A 20,243-nucleotide genomic window follows, 5' to 3' on the forward strand; every position below is an offset into this window, starting at 1 on the left:
AGGAAGGAAGTGACATCACATGGAAGAAAAACCATATAAACCAATGCCATATCCGAAAAAGACCTATCAACGTCCCTATAAACCCCACTATCCACATCATCATTACCCACATCACCCACATATGGACTATTGTAGTATGATGTTTAGACAAATGTACGAACAACTCAAAATGTGCCAACGGTATGAGAGAAAAATGTTCAAGAAATGCTTTAAGCATTGTATGGGTCATGACCATCGTCACTATGATGATTGTGACTACTCATCCTCTTCATCTTCCTCATGCCACTATGGTGATGCACCAAGACATTGGGCAGTCGAAGAAAGCACACAATCCTAAGTATAAAACCCCATCTTATATTGGAGATGGGGTTATTTCTATTTTGCATTTTATATAGTAAAATCCTATTATTTCCGATATATTAATAAATTAAATTGTGCTATCATTAACTAAATATAGAGGAGAGGAGATTATGTGTTGTTAAAAAGTATTGGGAAATTTTCATTGATTACTACTATTTTCCTTTCAACTAGCCTTTATTCCTTACCAACACATATTTCAGCCGAATCAAATAATCAAGGACCCATTCCAATCAATAGCAAATATCCAGGTGAAACCGTATTTCAAGGTGAAAACCCTTCCAACGACTCTGTCAAACAACTAGAGTGGTTATTATATGAAGCTGGATACCTTAAAAAACGCGATGGAATCTTTAAAAAAGATGAAGATGGAAAAGCAGTTGAAACATTTCAACGTTCCGAAAATATGATCGATAAAGAAGTAATTGGTGTCCCTGGGGAAGTAACATGGAAAAAGCTCGTCTCGATTAGTAATGGGGAATATCCTACCGAAAATTCCTATGTAAAATGGCAATCCCAAATCCCCATTCGCCGGTTAGAAGCATTATTGGTGCACACAAAGTTCTTAGACAAAGAATTTGCAGATGGCCGAATAAGTAAAGAGGATATCGAAGCTTGTAAAAAATTCCAAATCCAAAGCGGTAAATGGAATAAAAATACCGCATGGGGAGTCCCAGGGCCTGTCACTTGGAATCTTTTAATTCAAGATTATATGAAAGATCATACTTTGCCTAAATTTGAAGAAGGAAAAAAAGAACCTGCTGTAAACAATCTGAGAACCTTTTTAAAGCTAGCTGGCTATCCGACAACAAGTACAGGGGATACATTTACCCCTGAAGATCGAGAAATCGTGAAAAAGTTTCAACTTGCCCAAGGTTACTCTGAATATCAAGCAACAGGAATTCCTGATCAAACAAACTGGCAATCATTACAAATTGGCTCTCTTGGACTAGACGAAGAATTCTCTGCTGAAAAGTCGCCACAACCAAATCCATCCAACCAAGATACACCAAATGAAACGACCGCCTCTAATGATCCTTATACAGTGAAGACTGAACAGCTTAAAGTAGAACAACCCAAGCAGAAAGAGGAGAAAAAGTCAGACAAAAAATCTGACCAAGAAAAACCTAAAAAAGATCTTCCAAACCCAAAAAAATCAGCTCAGGCGTATTGTAGCGCGAAATTTGGTGATCGGCTAGATAAAGCTTACTCCATGACCGCTTCAGCTTATGGTAAGGGAGTTGTAGAGAATGGTCCATGGGGTAATGTGGATTCATTAGGTAATCCTTTAAAGCAGGGAACAATCGCAGTAGATAAAAATCTGATCCCACTTGGAACAAAAGTACATGTAGCTGGTTACGACAATATGGGAATCAAAGAAAAATATCTGCCCAAGAAAAATTTTGATGGCAAAGCGACTGATGTTGGGGGCGCCATTACAGGGAAACGAATCGATATCTTTGTCCCACTAAGTGCCAATGGTGTTTCACCATTTGGCATGCAAGAAAAAGTAGCTGTCTGCACGCTGAAAAAGTAGATGATCTCTTCTTTGATCATACTGTTGAGTCATATCCATCTACAGCGCGCTCAGCGAACATCAAAGAAGCATCTAGCTATTTGTGGCTATTGGAGAAAGTGAGTGAGTCGAATCAGAATATCGACTCACTTTCTTTTGCTTATAATAGGGATGTAGAAAAATTCAATATGAAAGTGGCGAAATCATGCAAATTAGTCAGTTACGGTTATCACATCAAAAAATCGTAGGAGAACCCATAGCACAAGTCGAAGAAGTTGTCCGCTGGCATGGCGCTATGCAAGCTCAACTTTATCACTCAGCCCTATGGGCGATTGGGCTACGCACACTCCAAAAGAAGATGATCGATGTCGAGCAAGCCATTACAGAACGCAAAATTGTGCGGACATGGCCAATGCGCGGAACCATTCATTTTATCCCAGCTACAGATATTAAATGGATGCTTTCTCTGACCGCATCAAGAGAATTATCCAAATTTGCCCGCCGCTTTACGAGGCTTGAATTGGACGAGCAGACGCTTGCTCGATGCGAGCAAATACTGATGAAGATATTAAATCAAACATGCGTCTCCCGTCCCAACATACTGGAGGCTCTAGAATCCGAAGGCATCCAAACCAAGCAACAGCGCGGCTATACGATACTCTCCTATTTCTCACATATTGGACTTATCTGTCAGGGTCCTGTTGACGGAAATCAACCAACCTTTACCCTCTTAGATCAGTGGATTCCCCATGCAATCGAGAAGAGCCGTGAAGAGGCATTGATCACACTGGTAGAACGCTATTTTCAAAGTCATGGTCCTGCTACGATCAAAGACTTTGTCTGGTGGTCTGGATTAACAGTAAAAGATACTCGAAATGCGATTGATCAATTGGGATCAACATTAATATCTGAGAAGTTCAGTGGTATTGAATATTGGGGAACGTCTACCGATCAGGAGATAGCAGAAAAATCCTTAGCCCGAGTACAGCTTCTCCCTGCATTTGATGAATACCTACTCGGTTATAAAGAACGAAGCGCCGTGATTACAAAAGAAAATGCCGCTAAAGTCGTACCCGGTAATAATGGCATGTTTTTGCCAACTTTGGTTATCGATGGACAAATATCGGGAATCTGGAAGCCAATCAAACGAAAACAATCGATCGAAATTCAAATCATTCCTTTTGTGCCAATCAATTCATATTGGACAGAGATCGAATATGCTGCAAATGAATATTGTCAGTTTATCCAATCTAATTTATCATCCATTGAAATTCAATATTAAAAAGCGTTTTACCATATGAAATGCGAAAAAAATGGAGCTGTCCATACTCCGGATGGAAAAAGTAAAAGCGGCTGCTTCATCGCAACCGCTCTTATCACTGACTACTATTTCAGTCATTATAGATGCATTCGGATTAAGCTTTGCTGGCACTTTGGGATCAACATTTAAGCAGCCACATTCTCTACTGACTCTCCTTTGAGCTCTTTTAGATATGCCTGACCTTTCTTTTGATCATATTGTTTCTCCCATTTTGAGACAACAACTGCGGCTAATGAATTTCCTACTACGTTTACAGCGGTTCTCGCCATATCTAAAATGCGGTCAACACCTGCAATAAATGCTAATCCTTCTACTGGGATGCCCACCGATCCAAGTGTTGCTAGTAAGACCACAAAGGAGACCCCTGGGACACCAGCAATTCCTTTGGATGTGACCATTAATACAAGCAATAATGTGACCTGTTGAGTAATCGACAAATGAATTCCATACATTTGCGCGATAAACAAAGCCGCTAATGCTTGATATAAGGTGGAACCATCTAAGTTAAATGAGTAACCTGTCGGAATTACAAAAGAAGCAATCGATTTTGGACAGCCGAATTTCTCCATTTTCTCCATGATTTTAGGCAAGACTGCCTCTGAGCTTGCTGTAGAGTAAGCAAGCAATAATTCATCTTTTAAAATACGGAATAAGGAAAAGATGTTAACCTTGGCAATAAACTGAGCAACCAACCCGAGAATAACAAGAACGAAGAATATCATAGCTCCATATACCGATAAGACCAACTTGCCAAGCGGAATCAGTGAATCAAGACCAAACTTAGAAATCGTAATTCCAATTAAAGCAAAGACACCAAACGGGGCAAATAGCATCACTTTATTTGTAATCCAAAACATTGCGGTAGATAATCCTTGGAAAAATTGAAGCACTGGTTTCCCTTTTTCTCCAATGGCTGCAACAGCCAGTCCTAACATAACCGCGAAGAAAATAATGGCAAGCATATCTCCTTCAGCAAATGCTTTAAACACATTTTGTGGAACAATATTGACAAAGGTCTCAGCAATCCCGTGACTCTTCTCACTCTTTGCTGTGTCTACATACTTTTGAATATCGCTCTTCTCCAATTGCTTCATATCGACACCAGCACCTGGTTGAACCACATTGGCTATGAAAAGACCGACGATAATCGCAACTGTAGTAATAATTTCAAAATATATAATCGCCTTACCACCCAATTTGCCTAACTTTTTGAAATCTCCAGTTCCAGCAACCCCTACAACTAATGTTGCAATCACGATGGGTGCAACAATCATTTTAATTAAATTTAAAAATATATCTCCAATTGGTTTTAAATACGTTTCAACATGTGGGTTCCCATAAAAAATAGCTCCTACAATAATTCCCAATATTAAACCAAATAGGATTCGATAAGCTAATCCAAAGCGTTTCATCTTAATCCCTCCTCATGTAGAGCGCTTCCAATTTTCCTTTAGGGTAGACAATTTCAATATATATGAGGACATACAGAAAACTACAAAAATCTACATGTATGAAGGGGGAAATGTTCAAAAAAAGTTCAATTCCGCTATCCAATCGCTCGCTTTGCTTCAAAATAAAGGATCTGTATAAATTTCTTCATGTTGATTCGGATTTTTTCCTTCCCAAACACTTGTGGTTTTTGAATCTGGATCATCTTCTTACGAATTTCTGTAAAATCAAAGAAGCGTGAAGCATACTTTTCAAATTTTGGATGTGCATAATCAGTTAGTCCGATTGAGGCAAGATGGGCTAAGGATTGTTCAATCGCTCGTCGAATTCGTTGTTCCATCGCTTTCACTTCTCTTTTCAATTTCGCTTCTGTCACATCTGAGCCTAATTGATGTCGAGCGACTTGATCAAATAGATTCTTTAGTAGCGGAAAATCGTTTTCAAATGATCCATTTCTCTCTAATTGAAAAAGATGACGTAAAATAGCCAATAAATCTTTTTCCCCACTCTCTCCCTCAATCCCTAATTCACCCAATAAAAATCGACCAGCCGTTGTAATGCTTTTCTCTGTAAAAGGATTTTCTACTCTTGTTTGATCAGGCACTAGATCGAGCAAACGAAGAGACTTCTTAATATCTGAAATCGATTGTTCCAACTTCATCCTCTCTTGAACACGGCGAATCACCGTACAAACTTCAACACGATTAATCGGCTTTGTAATATAATATTCAACGCCTAGCGTATAAGCTTCTTCTACCATCTCTTTACTTTCAACCTGTGAAATCATAATCACTTTTCCTTGATATGTTTCTAATGTTCTTACCGTTGCTAAACCATCTTTGACTGGCATCATCAAATCAATGATCAAGATATCGATATGATTCATCTGTAATAACTCATCTGTGACAGTAGAGCCATCTAAAGCTGTTTGAATTACTTCACCCAATCCCTCTTCTTCGATAATTTCCGTGAGCATCATTCGCACCACATCATCATCATCCACTAAGAAAAAACGCAATTCTATTCACCCTCCCCGGCTTATTTTTTTAATAGGCAATCGAATACGAAACAAGGTCTCTCCTTCTTGACTGGTAAAGGAAACATCTCCTTCTAATTTCCATGTCATCTCCTGTACATAGGATAAACCAATCCCAGTAGAAGGCTTTCCAGATCGATCATATTTCGTTGTAAAACCAGCCTTAAATATCATCTCTTGGTGCTTTGTGGCAATCCCTGGACCATCATTGGTTACAATCATTTCAACCCATTGGCGAACTTTTTTAATCTCAAGTTTGATCATTCCTTGATGTTTTATCGCCTCTACAGCATTGACCACTAGATTATTGATTAACGAAAGCATGTGATATACATGATAAAAAGGGTGATTTCCTTTGATTTGAAGCGAAAATTGAATCTCCTTCCCGAGTAACTTCGCTAAACGTTGATGTGTAGAGATGACCAATTCTCCAATCTCCTCCACAGACATATAGTCAGTTTTGCTCTCATCGGAAATCATTTTGGCTAATCCCGCATAGATTCGTTGATTATCTTTTTTTATTTCATGTACTTGTCCAGCAACCTGTAGTAAACTTTGAGTTAATTCTTCTTTTGAAAGCTGATCTTCCTGATCATTCATACTCTTATATAACTGGTAACAATCCTTTGTAATCTCTTCAGCATTTTGAATCGACTTTTTTAAGTGAACGGTCTCTTCATATAAATTGGAGATTAAAAACAATACATGCTCGTTTCTTTTTCGCTCTCCTTCTTTTTCCAATTTCGCTTGTCGAAGCTGGACGATATTAAAAAAACCTACGACAAAGAAACTCCGAATAACAGCAACCATTAGAAAATAATCGATAATGAAAAATGTGATCGGCTTCCCTGAAAAAGAGTAGCGTACAGCTATCTCTGTAAGCCCTGTTAAGGTCTCAATGACAACGCCTAATAGCCCCACCAACGCGGGTTTCCGAATTAATTTTTTCATCCCTGTCAATTGAAATAGAATAGAAAATGTAAAATAATATATAAATGCAGGAGCATGCGTGATAAAAGACTGAGAAAATGGAACAGTCGGAGAAAAAAAGAGGTCAAGCACGAGTCGAAAGATTAGAACAAATAAACCGACGATAAACCCTGATAGAATAACGGGCACTTCCCTTACCCAGAGCAAAAAAAAGAAAAAAATTGCCGTACCAAGGCTAATGCGAAAGCTATCACCAAAGGGATAAAATTTTAACTCACCTGCCAACGCAACCGTTAACAACATCCACACAAGGATAAATCTATTCTCTTTCAAACCATCCCTCTTTTCTTCACTCACCTTTTAACTATTATAGCGCTGATTTCATACAAGAGTTGCTAGCAGCATCAACCAAATGGATTATTTATAATATTCTGTTATATATTGGCACATCTGCAAACGATTGATTATCATGATCTACATCATTCATTATAGCCAATACACCTCTCTCTTTTGCTATAATGGGTAAATACAGAATAATTTTTAAAGAATGTAGGAGAAATTTATATGAATCGTATAGCAAGCGCAGGAGTGATCGCAGGCGCTAGAGTGGGTCAATTTGCCACAAGAGGGCTGATCGCAGGGATGTCTATGGCTACGCAAATGGCTCTTCAGTTTGCCGGACAAGGAATACGGTCTTTTGCCGCAGGGATGGATAGAGCAATGGGCTATACAAACGGTAATGGCTTTTATTCATTACTAGCCTCTCCTGCAACAGGGCTTGTGCAAGGGTTAAATCAAGGACAACGCTCGCTATCTCAAGCTGCTCAAAAGGGCACAGATCGGGCAACCACTGCATTTATCCGTTCTACAGTCAACCGAACACAATCACAACAGCCCACAGCACAGACTCCTGCACCACCAAACCCAGATCGAACCAGATAGATTACAAAATCAACTGATATTTTAATAGCTTTTTAACGAATTCTTTCGGTCGATGCTGTTGAACTGACTCATACTTGATCCAGGCCCATTGATGTTCACCATCAACTATTGTTTCTATGAATGGGTCTATCGTTAGTAAATAACGAAAATCATAGTGTAGATGTTCTGGCTCCTGTTTATCCTGATTGGTGGGTACTTGATGAATATCTATATCAATCGGAATACTATTTTTACAATGCCATTCGTGAAGCTGACATCTAAAGCCAGTCTCTTCTTTTACTTCGCGAATGGCTGCTTCAAACGGCACTTCTCCCACTTCCACATGTCCCCCTGGTTGCAACCACTTTTTTAAAATCGGATGATAAATCATTAATATTCGATCGCCTTTTAGAATAATGCCACTTGCAGTAATGTGCCCTGGTAGACTTTTCCGATGATAGAGTTGGTTTGGCTGATCAACTTGGTTTAGAAGGGGTGTAAGACTAGACTTTTCATCGGGAAATCGGTTTAAATATGTATTGATTTGCTGTTGAATTGATTTGATTATCATCACATCCTAAAAATAAATAGATATTGAAAGACTTCCCTGTTTTGTTCCTAGTGAAAACATCACTGTACAATCTTTTGCGCATAGGAACCTCTCCCAATATAATCAGTTAGAGGATTGAACACTCCCGCCACCTACGCTAATGCTAAGAGGTGGGGGATTCTTGGGAACTCCCATCTACTGACGGGATATGAACCAAGCTATACCGCCATTCCAGCGGCAATGAGTCTTATACCTTCTTGCAAGATGTTCGTAGCGGCGTTCATATCCCTGTCGTGTTCTGTACCACAATCAGGACATGTCCACTTTCTAAGGTTGAGGCTTTTTACTTCCTTATTTCTGTAACCACAGTTGGAACAAAGCTGACTGGATGGATTTGTATGTTTCATTCCATTTTGCTAAGAAGTGGTTAAATACAAATCGACTACATCCAATGGACTTATTCATAAGGGTTGCTTGTTCCTTTGTCGGGTACAACCGAAACTTATATGCTTTGTGCATTTTCTTTTCAACCTCACTTTCCCTGTTTTTCAATATATTTTCTAACTACATCAATGGGTGTACTGCCTGTAGTTAGAAGACAAAAACTTCTAGACCAGAAGTACTCCTTCCACAATTGCTTTTTGATATGGGGAAATTCTTTTTTGATGATGCGAGAACTGGCACTTTTGTAAGCATTTATAAACTTTGAAAGTTCAGTTTTAGGATGTGCCTTAAACAACACATGAACATGGTCTTGATCGTGGTTCCACTCTAGCAATGTTATATGATACTTACTTCCAATGTCGATAAACATTTGTTTTGCTTTTTCAGATACCTCATGATTGATTACTTTTCGACGATATTTGATAACTAAAACTAAATGATAACTTAAACTGAACACCGAATGATTATTACTATCTATTTTCATATACAAAACAACCTTTCAACTAATTAAGACTGATTATATCATATAAAAATAAAAAGAGTAAATGTTCTAAAAACAAATGCCTCTAGGCTATCGCCTAACTGAAATTCACCACCCACTTAGCAACTTGAAGTGGGAGTACTCTTTCAGAAAAACTGATAGAATTACTGCTCTAGATCAAAAGTACCAGCTTGTAGACAAATAAAGGTTCCGTCAATATTTCACGCTTCGCTTCCATTTTAGGCTCCATAGCAAAATATTAACTCTACAATTTCTCCTACTTCTACCCAATTGTACACCTCTTCTTTTAATCAATTAGGTTTTTCTTCAGTCTGAAGTACTATTTGTTTAATTCATTGAATATTCAATCAATAAACAAGGCAGCCTCACTCCAACAGAAGTAAGGCCACGCCTTTAACAGGCTCGAAGCACCTTGTTGTACTCCGAAGACTCTCGTTTACTCAGTTCGGCGACACGTCCTGTTTCGATGATGCCCCGACCATTCGATCCGAACACCAAGACGATTGCATCAGCCGGGTTCAACTCGTGACTATGGCTCACCATGATCACGCATCCCCCACCTAGACGCATCAGAATGCGTAGCCGTTTGAGAATCCGCAGAGCAGTCCCCGAATCAAGCTGAGAGAATGTCTCGTCGAGAATGAGCACCGGTCGATCGACCAGCATCGCTCCTACCAGCGCTCGCCCCAACATACAGCGGATAGCCTCACCACCAGAGAGCGTTCCCACCTCTTGGTCGAGATGGTCAAGCTCTACGATCCAGGCAATGAGATGAACCAGTCGCTCCTTCCACTCCGCCTGCTTTGAATCATTTGCAAGCGGTTTAACGGTTTCTTTCAGCGTACTGGTGACTTGATCCAGCACCTGGTTCATTCGCTCGGACGAGCAATCAGCGCTCTCCAGGTGTAGTCCGATGTTGTCCCGGACCGTCCCAGGTTGCCACGCTTCAGATTCATCAGCTCGCACACCATCCACGTAACTTGCCCGCTGCGAGCAGTAGAAGATGTACTTGCAGAAGGAACTGAGAGTCGTACTGAACAGGCTCATCCAGCTGCCGCTGCTTTTGATCCGATAGGTTCCTGACCACTTGATCCCTTCGTCCGCCACATTTTCACTGCGGCGGGCAACGATTTCGACGAGTCTTGTCTTGCCTGACCCGGAAGGCCCTACGAGAATGTAGAACTGACCGGCTTTAAAAATCAGCTCCTTTACCCTCGGATGATTCGGAAAGAGCCCGTCTAGGAAAAGCTTTCTTCCTGAGGGCAGTGTGACGCACAGATCCTGGGAAAGAGAAAGGGCGTCAATAGGACCAACTACATCACTTCCTTCAGGTCGCTTAGGTGAATTGAGCGCCTCTTCCAGATGCCGCAAATTCCCCTGGCTATCCGCCATATTGAGAAACAGCAGCATACAGGAGTAGGAAACGACGAGAGTCGTCTCCATAAACCCAGAGATCATCGACAGTTGAGGCAGCGAATGACCTTCGGAAACTGCCAGCATCAGCACGCTCCAGACACTGACCAGCGTCGGCAACGTCCGTGGTGCTACGACCAGCAAGAAACGTTTCCATGCTGTTTCCAGGAAGAGTTGGACGATCTTGCCGGTCACTCTCCTGACATGATCACGCTTCAAGCCAGTCGTTCTGGTCTCCTGAAAGACCACAAGCTGCTCGGTCATGCTGTCGATGTGGTTGTTGAGAGCGCCATCCAGCTTCTTTTGACGCTCACTGAAGCGCTTCTTTTCACGAACTGCCAGGTAAACAAAGCAGCTCATGATCAGCAGGCCCAGCGCCGAGATCAGAAGGTACTTGACCCCAAACGCCAAACAAATCCCCACCTGCTGAAACATCACGATCCAGGCATCTTTGATCATGATGGGGAGATCACGACCAAAGTTATCGACCAGCTTCTGCACGAGACTACTATGCACCTGACCGAAACGCCGACGCAGTCCCGAGAGAGGTTCTAGTGCTGCATCCTCCAGCTGACGAGCCAAGCGTTCCATCAGATACTGGCCCATGACCACCTGGAACGTTCTTGCATACTCAAAGAACATCACCAGCAATCCGACCTGAACCGCGAGGGAACTCGCGTACCCCAGGATGGTCCACTTCCCAGGGTTCTCCAGCATCTGCTTGAGTGCCAGAGGAATCAGAGCAGATGACACAGCCTCCAGCAAGGCGAGGAGCAACACTTTTGCCAGAAGGCTCTTACTACTGCTGGTTGAACGAAAGAGCTCCCTTTTTCCAGAAACTCTTGCTTTCTCTTTTTTCTTGCCTGTATCCACGTTGATCCTTTCGGACTCCTACTTACGGTTGCCTCTTTTTTGAGTGCCACCTCCATCTAGGGTAGCAAATGTTCAAACTGTTCTCTGCTATATCATAACAAATGATAAGTCTATAACTAAATCAATCTTTTTGAATCCACACCCAGTTAACGTATGTCAATAAACATCAGTGCAGTCCATGAGTTTGGGTCTCCATAATCACAGAGAAACCGTTCCACATCGGTGAAAGATCAAGATACGAATGTAAACAAAAAGCCTCAAACCCCGATCCATCAAGGGTTTAAGGCTTTCCAACAGCAGAGGGTGATTAACCGTTATTTTTTATCCGTTCTCTAACATACAAACTAGCTAAGACAATGGAAATAACAAGGAAAAAAATTACAAAAAATGACGAGTCTAATAAACTTTCGTTCATGCAGTAAGTACCCTCCCGTAAATAATTCCTGTACGCTCAATTTATACTATAAAACTGGCAATTTGTACAGAACTCTGATACTTTTTACAAAGCAAAATAGGCTTTCTTCTGCTGGTTTACAAATACTTATTGCGAAAACCATTTATTCATTACTTAAAATCATGAGCAACATTTTGTTTTCGATCTTGTTCTCTGATATATGATGTTAGATCAAGGCTCATTTTCCAATAAGAAAATGGTGTGATTAAATAAATCCCTAAAAAAGTTTCCATCGCTGCATCAAGTACTTCTTTTGTAATCTCCACTCCAAGCCTTCTCGCGGCTGCTGGTTCGGTCGTTTGTTCCATTTGTGCCAGCACATGATCTGCAATCTTAATTCCTGGAACTTCATTATGCAGAAAAAGAGCATTCCGATAACTTGTTAAGGGCATAATTCCTACAAAAATCGGGACGGATAGATGCTGAGTTGCTTCATATAGCAATTGAATCCCTGCTGTATCATAAATTGGCTGTGTCATTACAAAATCTGCGCCCATTTCAATCTTCTTTTCCAGCCGTTCAACTGCTTTTTCGATCTTGCGAACATGTGGATTAAATGCTGTTCCAACAACAAACTGAGCCCGTTGTTTTAATGGCTTTCCAGAGAAAGAGGTACCTTGATTTAGTTGTTTGACCATTCGAATCAATTCAAATGAAGTTACATCATAAATGGAGCTTGCTCCTGGCAAATCTCCAATTCGAGTTGGATCGCCTGTAATGACTAAAATCTGATCAATCCCTAAAGCATGCAGTCCCATCAGATGCGATTGTTGCCCCAACAGATTTCGGTCCCGGCAGGCAACATGCAATAGTGGATCGATGCCCCACTTTGTCTTTAGCAAGGCGCCCAATGCCAGATTGCTCATTCGAGTGGTCGCTAACGCATTATCTGCCATCGTAATGGCGTCAATGCCCGCTTCATGTAAACGACGAGCCCCTAAGAGAAAATCCTGCACATCAAGATCCCGCGGTGTATCAAATTCACAAATAATGGTGCGCTGTGTGGCCACTTTTTCTACTACAGTTGGTCGGCTACGCTTTGGAAGCTTGATCACAGGTTGAGGCGATTCTTCTACTACTTTTACTGGCTTTGGATTAATCCGTTTTACAGGACGATACTGCTCCACAACTCTGCGCATCTCTGAAATATGCTCAGGAGTCGTTCCGCAGCAACCGCCAATCAAGTTGACACCTTGCTTAATCAATAGCTCGGCTGTCTTGGCAAAGTAATCAGGATGCGACTTATATTTATAGTGTCCGTCATCAATACCAAGTCGCCCTGCATTTGGAAATACGGACAATTGAAGTTCTGCTGGAATCGGTGTTTTTTCCAAACATCGTAAAATTTCAACAGGTCCTAATCGGCAATTAAGACCAACTCCATCAACTTGTTCAGCCACCTCTAAAAACGCTTCAGAAAGCGGATAGGCATCCCGAGTCTGCCCCACATCTAAAAGTGAGAACTGTGCAAATAGGGGAAGATCGGTTAAGCCTCGTACTGCTTGCACGGCTAATTTCAATTCATGTACATCGAGGAATGTTTCAAGTAGAATCCCATCGACACCACCATATAACAGAGCAGTCGCCTGTTCCTCATATAAATCTAGGTATTCTTCCGGGTCATACTCCATCATCCGTCCGGCAAGAATGGAGCCAATTGTACCAAAAACATAAGCATCTTTACCAGCAGCTTGACGAGCAATTTTTACCGCTTCTCGATTCATTTTGACGACTTTATTTTCCAATCCATAACGTTTCAAGCGGTCGCGGTTTGCTCCATAAGTGTTCGTCTCGATCATTTTTGCGCCTGCACGCAGATAATCCCGATGGACGGTTTCGATGACAGATGGTTCTGTCAAATTGAGCTCTTCATAACAGATCTGCACTGGAATTCCTTGTTGGTATAAATAGGTAGCCATTGCACCATCACCGAGTAATACTTTTTCTTTCATATACTCACGTACCGATTGTTCCACTCCGAATATCCCCCCTACACAGCGCTAAAGTAACGCGCTTGTGGATGTGCAAAAACCATCGCCGATACTGAGGCTTCTGGTTCCATCATGAAACCCTCAGTCAAATGAATCCCGATTCGTTCGGGTTGGATCAGTCCAAATAGTTTCTCCTGATCTGCTAAATCTGGACAAGCTGGATAGCCAAACGAGACCCGTATCCCCTGATAACGAGCGCCAAATCGTTCCTTCATGGTCATCTCTACGGGGTCAGGAAAGCCCCAAACATCACGCATAACTTGGTGCAAACGCTCCGCGAAGGCTTCTGCTAATTCAAGCGCGAGCGCCTGAATCATATGCGAATCTAAATATGCCCCTTCATCTTTCCATTGCTCAGCGCGTTCTCGCACGCCATGCCCAGCCGTAACAGCAAGAAATCCAACTGTATCCATCTCTCCAGATGACGTAGGACGAAGAAAATCAGCTAGACAAAGATAGGGCTCGACCTGTTGGCGCGGAAAGGTAAAACGTTCGATTATACGCTTGTGATCATCTGGGTCATAGATTATGATGGAGTCTCCATCCGCCTGAGCTGGGAAAAACCGATACATACCTGATGGAGAGAGATATTTTTCTTGTTCAATTTTCTGCCAAAGAAGTTCTAATTGCTGATTTAACTCAATTGCTTTTGCATCTCCTTGTGCTAATAATTGTTCGACATTACCCCGAATCCCTAAATGCTTTCCCAATAACATCTGTCGATTGACATATGGTCGTAAGTGTGGTAGTGGATACTCACGAAGAATATGGGTTTCATAATCAGGCGGTGTAAATAAAGGTGCCTTCCGATCAATCGGCGAACGTTTCAATGGTGTTCTCGGTTTTGCGATTTCTTCAGCAGTTTGATTCCTTTCCTGCACTTTTATTTGGCGTTGTTCTAAGTCTTCCAGTAAAGAAATTTTTCCTTCTTCATTTACTAGCTTATTGGCCAACTCAAGCCCATGCATAGCATCTTTTGCATATAGCACAGGGCCTTCATAGACAGATGCAATCCGCGTATCGGTAAATTTACGAGAAAGAGCAGCGCCCCCGACCAGTAGAGGAACATCGACTCCAACCGCTTGTAAATCCTGAGCTGTGATCACCATCTGTTGAGCAGACTTCACCAATAAGCCAGAAAGACCGATAATATCGGGTTTTTCGATCCGACATGACTCAATCAATTGCTCAGGAGGCACTTTGATTCCAAGATTTACAATTTGGTAACCATTATTGCTGAGAATGATTTCAACTAAGTTCTTACCAATGTCGTGAACATCACCTTTTACCGTCGCTAGGATCACTTTTCCTTTTGTAGAGGTTTCGAGTTGATCCATATGCGGTTCTAGATGGGCGACTGATGTCTTCATCACTTCCGCACTTTGCAAAACTTCCGCTACTATCAACTGATTATCATTAAATAAACGTCCGACTTCATCCATGCCTGTCATCAAAGGACCATTAATAATTTCCAACGGTTCATAGCGCGTTAAAGCTTCATCCAAATCTTCGATTAAACCATCTTTTGAGCCTTCGACCACATATTGTGCCAAGCGATCCTCTAGGCTGAGTTGCTTGATTGGTGTTTTCTGTTCCACTCTTTTTTCGCGATAGAAAGCCGTAAACTCCGCTAAAACTGACTCATAATTTTCTCCATGGGTCTCAAATAATAACCGATTGGCCAACTCTCTTTCCTCTTCTGGAATCGAAGCATATCGTTCTAACCGCTCTGTATTTACAATCGCATAGTCAAGTCCTGCTTTGGTGCATTGATAGAGGTAAACTGCGTTAAGCACTTCCCGCCCTGCTAAAGGTAACCCAAAAGAGATATTTGATACACCTAAAATGGTGGAACAGGCTGGTAAATGTTCTTTGATCAAACGAATTCCTTCAACAGTTTCCAAAGCAGAGCCAATATATTGTTCATCCCCTGTGCCACAAGGAAAAACAAGCGGATCAAAGATAATATCTTCTGCTGGAATCCGATATTTCTCAGTTAATAACTGATAAGAACGTTTCGCCACTTCCAGCTTGCGCTCTCGACTCACAGCCATACCTGCTTCATCGATTGTCCCTACTACAACAGCAGCCCCAAAGCGATGCACCATTGGTAGAACCTCGGCAAAGCGCTCTTCTCCATCCTCTAAGTTAATCGAATTAATAATCGCCTTCCCTTGAGAATACGTAAGCGCTCGTTCAATCACTTGTGGATCAGTAGAATCAATCATTAGAGGTACCTTTATTTTCTTTGTAACAAACTGAAGAAATGATTCCATATCGATTAATTCTTCTCGATCAGGGTCAGCCAGACAAATGTCAATGACCTGCGCACCGCCTTTTACTTGACGACGTGCCACTTCTGAAGCCTCTTCGTATAAACCAGAAGCAATTAACTCCTTAAATTTCCGGCTTCCAATCACATTTGTACGCTCTCCCACGAGAATCGGTCGATTATCCGGTTCTAGAAAGAGTGGTTCTATGCCAGAGACGGCAGGAAAATGGTCGATAAGCTGTTTCCTAGGTTGATACTGTTTCATCGTTTCGGCAATCGCTCGAATATGGTCAGGAGTCGTTCCACAACAACCCCCTGCCATGTTCAACCAACCTGCTGCTGCAAAGTCGCCCAATTTTTTCGCTAGCGCTTGTGGTGTTTCCAGATAGTTGCCATCTTCATCAGGCAATCCAGCATTTGGATAACAACTAACTGCACTTTGTGATAGTAAGGCAAGACTTCGGATATGGTCCTTCATAAACTCTGGCCCTGTTGCACAATTTAGTCCCACCGAAAGCGGTCTTAAATGCTCAATCGAGAGATAAAATGCTTCAATATTCTGCCCTGCTAACATCGTTCCCATCGGCTCAATTGTTCCTGAGATCATCACAGGAATCTCTTTACCTAATTCCGTAAAAGCTTGCTTCATACCTAGACTTGCGGCTTTAACATTTAGAGTATCCTGCGAGGTTTCTAATAAAAGAAGATCGACTCCACCTGTTACAAGTGCCCGAACCTGTTCATAATATGCTTGAATTAACTCTTCAAAAGTGATACCACCTGTTACCGAAAGGGTTTTCGTAGTCGGCCCCAGCGATCCTGCTACATATCGAGGAGTATCTGGGTGATCATAAAGATCACGCGCTGCACAAGCTACCCGTGCAGCAGCAAGATTTATCTCTTCCGTACGATCTTGAAGCTGATACTCTGCTAAGACAACAGAAGTAGCACCAAATGTATTGGTTTCAATGATATCGGCACCTGCATCATAGTAGGCTTCATGTATTTTTTGAATTAAATCTGGACGCGTGAGATTAAGCATCTCATTACAACCTTCATATTCCTCTCCGCCAAAATCTTCAGCAGTTAGATTCGCTTGTTGTAACATGGTTCCCATAGCGCCATCGATAATTAAAATCTTCTCATTTAATCGTTCTTGAATCGATTTTCTATTCACACACATCATCCTACTTTCTATCTCACAAAAAAACCTTCATCTCAGAAGATGAAGGTTGTTGTGTCGATCACTACATGCAACGCTCTCATCACTCAGAGGATTTACTCTGCAGGAATTGGCACCATGTAGATGATCATTCATCTACTGGTTGCCGGGTTTCATCGGGCCAGTCCCTCCACCACTCTCGATAAGAGAAGTATTTTATTCAATTACATAACTATACATTTTTTCCAAACTCTTGTCAAACTGCGTACTTACATTTGTTTTCCTAGCTGTTGAAAAGTCTCTGCTGTATGTAAGTTTGACTCTTTTTGTAAAGAGTACATTTTTTTTGTAACTTGTAAAAACTTCTCGTCATCGTGTAGCTCCATATAACAATCAGCAAGAGCAAAGCATGCCTCAAAACAAAGTTCGGTGAAACCGTTTTCTTGAGTAGCGGATATCACTCGTTCCAGATGGACAACTGCTTGATTCCATGCTTTTTTTTGTTTCTCTATCTGTGCCTTTAGATAGAGGGATCGTAAAGCCCATTCATCACCAGTATTTTGACCAATCATTTTTAAACTTTCATCAGCAATCGTATCAGCAAGGTGAATATTATCCTGCTTCAATGCTAACTGAATCATGGGCAGATAAGCCTGTACAATATCAAATGGTTGACGAACATATTCAACCATTCCCCGTACAAAGTGAAAACAGGTTTCTGCATGTTCTAACTGCTCCACTTCAAGGTAAATCTTACCCAGTAATACCCAGAGATGAAATAAATGATCTTGGTAACGACTTCCATTTGCTAACCTGATTCCTTCCCGTGCATAAACAATTGCATCATGATGCAACTTCATACGCAGATATAATTCTGCCCGTAATCTGTACATCTCCAACACAAAACCATCTTTTCGAATGGAATCAATTGAGTTCCAAAGCAATTCTAAATACTTAATCGCTTCATTTGTATGCCCAAGTTGTTCTAAATAGGTAACCTGTTGTAATTGCAACTGATAGATTAATTGATCCTCATGATTTCCCCGTTTTTGAAATGCCCTTACACCTCGTTCTACATAGATCAATGCTTGATCTACATCCTGACGTTCAAAACTACAGCGGGCTAGTTCGGCGTAACTGCTAGCAATGACATTGTTCTCTTGAGCATAGGAATCCTGTTCAGCATATCGAATGGCTTCACTCAATTCACGTTCTGCTTTTTTCCATTGTTGCTTTTGTAAGAATCTCTTCCCTTGGAGCAAATGTTGGATCGCCTGATAGTTTGCAATGGATCGCTTAGGAATACTTTTTAGCATTAAGAGCGCTTCTTCATCTTTACCTAGATCAATCAATGCTTCCATGGCAGTAAAAGTTAGCTCCACTCGTTCCGTATTCTCACTGTTTTCTATCATCAACTTAGGTATTTCTTTTATATTTATATTTAACTTATCTAGCAAATACAAAACTTTATCTTTATTAACATGGGGGACGCCGCGTTCTACGTTACTAATGGTAGCAGTTGAAATATGCTCATCCGCTAAATCTTCTAAACGTAACCCTTGTTCTTTCCTCTTATTACGGATAAACTTACCAATCTCATTGATCTCGAGAACATTCACGCGCTCCTCCCCTTTCGGAATATTTGTTAACTATATTTTAATCGATTATCCTATGTGAGATAAAGAAAAAGATGAATAGAATTAGACATTAAAAGCTTGTAAATGTTTCCAAGGAAAATGTGATCAACTAAATTAACATATATTTTAATAAAAGGAACATATAGTAAAAAGGCAAGGGTCCATAGCAAATATAGAGAAGACTATTGCTTGATTAGAGTTATATTGGACAAATCATGGAGAAGGACTCGTTCCATCCGAGGAGAATATGTTCTCCTCTTCGAACATCGTGATCATGTCGCCGAACGGTACGATCCCGACACCTCCGAACGAGTGGAGGGACCGAAAGTGGACCGGCCTACAGAGCGGCAGAGTCTGGGTCACCATGAAGAAGTGAGAGTGAGACCTACTCAGCGAACCGACCTACAGTACGGATCGCCGTGGTGAAGTGAGACTGACCAACATGAGCCAGGTGATGATGAGCTGTGAAGCTTCGATCATCACCTGGTTCTGTTTTCCCATCTCCTTATATCAGCGTCTTTGCTATATTTTTTATATTTTTTTACCCCTTTAGTTGAATCATATTTAACACACGTGTTGGATTTACGACAACCCATGTGGAGACTTCACCGGATATTAAAGTGATGGGTGTTATTCTCGAAATGTTCAGTTTATTATCCGAACTGCACAATTTAAGATGGATCCGCCCAGGATGAAGCTCTATATATTTTGTAGCACCTTTATAACTTACTTGTTTAAAGAGTATCTCTCCTCCTTGTGCCTTTAAATCGAGTGTTGGTGCTTGGGGAGAAAGGTGAATGAACCGAACTTTTGATACACTCGGTTCTGCCGTTTGTTCATCCTGATAGAGCAGCATCTGAATCCGATGTGACTCTCGTTGACGATCCGTTAACCCGGCTGTATAACGCTTCTTCCAATCGACTTCAAAATGCTTACGTAGTAAAAGACGTTGACGATCACCGCTCCGAAATATTTCTAGGCGATGATTTCCAGATGGTATTGCAAAATAGGAGCTATGCGAAAGATAGGGCAAAGCATGAACCACTCTTCGATCATCAATATATATATCAATAGGTGTCCTTGACGAAGAAATTGCCGCATGTAAAAAGCGAATCTCTGGTCTAGGCGAATGCTTCTGCACCTTCTCCCCCGACAAGCCTTGCTCCACCTGCATATAGTGACTCATTCCTCTTTGAATATCGAGCTCCGCTCTTCTAAGATCATCATTCATCAGCCAATCTGTCATCTGTTTAACGCTCCTTATCTCCTAAGATCACTTAAATGTATGCAATCAAAGTAAAAGAGATACGTTTTTCTCAAAGACATAGAAGATGACAAATGTCATGTGAAAGTGATGACATCTATGAATGTTCTATTTTACCCCAGACCAGTAAGATAAGTGTATCAAGACAAAC

The 20,243-nt window shown here is 41.3% G+C and carries 14 protein-coding genes, 1 pseudogene and 1 riboswitch; of the genes and pseudogenes, 3 read left to right on the forward strand and 12 right to left on the reverse strand.

The window, feature by feature from the left end; all coding sequences use genetic code 11:
- Positions 1-475 precede the first annotated feature (475 nt).
- Together BUB71_RS20010 and BUB71_RS13020 are read left to right on the forward strand one after the other, a co-directional pair.
- Positions 476-1,894: a 3D domain-containing protein gene (locus BUB71_RS20010; RefSeq protein WP_073155276.1), complete on the forward strand. Its 1,419-nt coding sequence runs from the start codon at positions 476-478 to the stop codon at positions 1,892-1,894.
- 184 nt (positions 1,895-2,078) lie between these two features.
- Complete coding sequence (locus tag BUB71_RS13020) at positions 2,079-3,155, forward strand: winged helix DNA-binding domain-containing protein (protein WP_073155277.1); 1,077 nt, start codon at positions 2,079-2,081, stop codon at positions 3,153-3,155.
- 164 nt (positions 3,156-3,319) lie between these two features.
- On the opposite strand, the gene BUB71_RS13025 is transcribed toward BUB71_RS13020, so the two are convergent.
- The 3 genes from BUB71_RS13025 to BUB71_RS13035 form a co-directional block, all read right to left on the reverse strand.
- Entirely contained in the window at positions 3,320-4,606 is a 1,287-nt protein-coding gene (locus tag BUB71_RS13025) for a cation:dicarboxylate symporter family transporter (RefSeq protein ID WP_073155278.1), read from the reverse strand.
- A 134-nt stretch (positions 4,607-4,740) separates the two neighbouring features.
- Positions 4,741-5,661: a response regulator gene (locus BUB71_RS13030; RefSeq protein ID WP_073155279.1), complete on the reverse strand. Its 921-nt coding sequence runs from the start codon at positions 5,659-5,661 to the stop codon at positions 4,741-4,743.
- Between the two features lie 6 nt (positions 5,662-5,667).
- Positions 5,668-6,942 carry an ATP-binding protein gene (locus BUB71_RS13035; protein WP_073155280.1) on the reverse strand — a complete coding sequence of 425 codons (1,275 nt, stop codon included), beginning with the start codon at positions 6,940-6,942 and terminating at the stop codon, positions 5,668-5,670.
- Between the two features lie 231 nt (positions 6,943-7,173).
- On the opposite strand from BUB71_RS13035, the gene BUB71_RS13040 reads away from it, so the two are divergent.
- A complete protein-coding gene (locus BUB71_RS13040) occupies positions 7,174-7,551 on the forward strand; it encodes a hypothetical protein (RefSeq protein ID WP_073155281.1) in 378 nt (125 codons plus the stop codon).
- 1 nt (position 7,552) lies between these two features.
- Here the strand turns inward: BUB71_RS13040 and BUB71_RS13045 are convergent, their stop codons facing one another.
- The 9 genes and pseudogenes from BUB71_RS13045 to BUB71_RS13085 form a co-directional block, all read right to left on the reverse strand.
- Positions 7,553-8,101 (reverse strand): NUDIX hydrolase, encoded by a 549-nt coding sequence (locus BUB71_RS13045; protein WP_073155282.1) that lies wholly within the window; start codon positions 8,099-8,101, stop codon positions 7,553-7,555.
- 197 nt (positions 8,102-8,298) lie between these two features.
- The gene (locus tag BUB71_RS13050) at positions 8,299-8,487 is read right to left on the reverse strand and encodes a zinc ribbon domain-containing protein (protein WP_422785143.1); all 189 of its coding nucleotides are present in this window, start codon (positions 8,485-8,487) and stop codon (positions 8,299-8,301) included.
- Positions 8,456-8,599, reverse strand: a pseudogene (locus tag BUB71_RS20015) (helix-turn-helix domain-containing protein); the annotation flags it as partial. The pseudogene BUB71_RS20015 and the gene BUB71_RS13050, both read right to left, overlap by 32 nt.
- A 13-nt stretch (positions 8,600-8,612) precedes the next feature.
- Complete coding sequence (tnpA, locus tag BUB71_RS13060) at positions 8,613-9,008, reverse strand: IS200/IS605 family transposase (protein ID WP_073155283.1); 396 nt, start codon at positions 9,006-9,008, stop codon at positions 8,613-8,615.
- Positions 9,009-9,419: 411 nt separating this feature from the next.
- A complete protein-coding gene (locus BUB71_RS13065; RefSeq protein ID WP_073155284.1) occupies positions 9,420-11,312 on the reverse strand; it encodes an ATP-binding cassette domain-containing protein in 1,893 nt (630 codons plus the stop codon).
- A gap of 564 nt (positions 11,313-11,876) precedes the next feature.
- Entirely contained in the window at positions 11,877-13,742 is a 1,866-nt protein-coding gene (locus BUB71_RS13070; protein WP_422785144.1) for a bifunctional homocysteine S-methyltransferase/methylenetetrahydrofolate reductase, read from the reverse strand.
- Positions 13,743-13,756: 14 nt separating this feature from the next.
- Entirely contained in the window at positions 13,757-17,146 is a 3,390-nt protein-coding gene (metH, locus tag BUB71_RS13075; protein ID WP_245815635.1) for a methionine synthase, read from the reverse strand.
- A 142-nt stretch (positions 17,147-17,288) separates the two neighbouring features.
- Positions 17,289-17,400, reverse strand: a riboswitch (SAM riboswitch).
- 60 nt (positions 17,401-17,460) lie between these two features.
- Positions 17,461-18,810, reverse strand: coding sequence for a helix-turn-helix domain-containing protein (locus BUB71_RS13080; RefSeq protein ID WP_073155286.1), 1,350 nt, complete (start codon positions 18,808-18,810; stop codon positions 17,461-17,463).
- Between the two features lie 559 nt (positions 18,811-19,369).
- Complete coding sequence (locus tag BUB71_RS13085) at positions 19,370-20,074, reverse strand: DUF4397 domain-containing protein (protein WP_073155287.1); 705 nt, start codon at positions 20,072-20,074, stop codon at positions 19,370-19,372.
- Positions 20,075-20,243 lie beyond the last annotated feature (169 nt).

Origin of the sequence: Seinonella peptonophila (genome assembly GCF_900129355.1) — a bacterium.
In the GTDB taxonomy this organism is placed as follows: Bacteria; Bacillota; Bacilli; order Thermoactinomycetales; family Thermoactinomycetaceae; genus Seinonella; species Seinonella peptonophila.

Bases quoted from the DNA above. Each gene is read 5' to 3' on its own strand.
- BUB71_RS13020 (WP_073155277.1), top strand. From the start codon at position 2,079: ATGCAAATTAGTCAGTTACGGTTATCACATCAAAAAATCGTAGGAGAA.
- BUB71_RS13025 (WP_073155278.1), bottom strand. From the start codon at position 4,606: ATGAAACGCTTTGGATTAGCTTATCGAATCCTATTTGGTTTAATATTG.
- BUB71_RS13040 (WP_073155281.1), top strand. From the start codon at position 7,174: ATGAATCGTATAGCAAGCGCAGGAGTGATCGCAGGCGCTAGAGTGGGT.
- BUB71_RS13045 (WP_073155282.1), bottom strand. From the start codon at position 8,101: ATGATAATCAAATCAATTCAACAGCAAATCAATACATATTTAAACCGA.
- BUB71_RS13050 (WP_422785143.1), bottom strand. From the start codon at position 8,487: ATGAAACATACAAATCCATCCAGTCAGCTTTGTTCCAACTGTGGTTAC.
- tnpA (WP_073155283.1), bottom strand. From the start codon at position 9,008: ATGAAAATAGATAGTAATAATCATTCGGTGTTCAGTTTAAGTTATCAT.
- metH (WP_245815635.1), bottom strand. From the start codon at position 17,146: ATGGGAACCATGTTACAACAAGCGAATCTAACTGCTGAAGATTTTGGC.
- BUB71_RS13085 (WP_073155287.1), bottom strand. From the start codon at position 20,074: ATGACAGATTGGCTGATGAATGATGATCTTAGAAGAGCGGAGCTCGAT.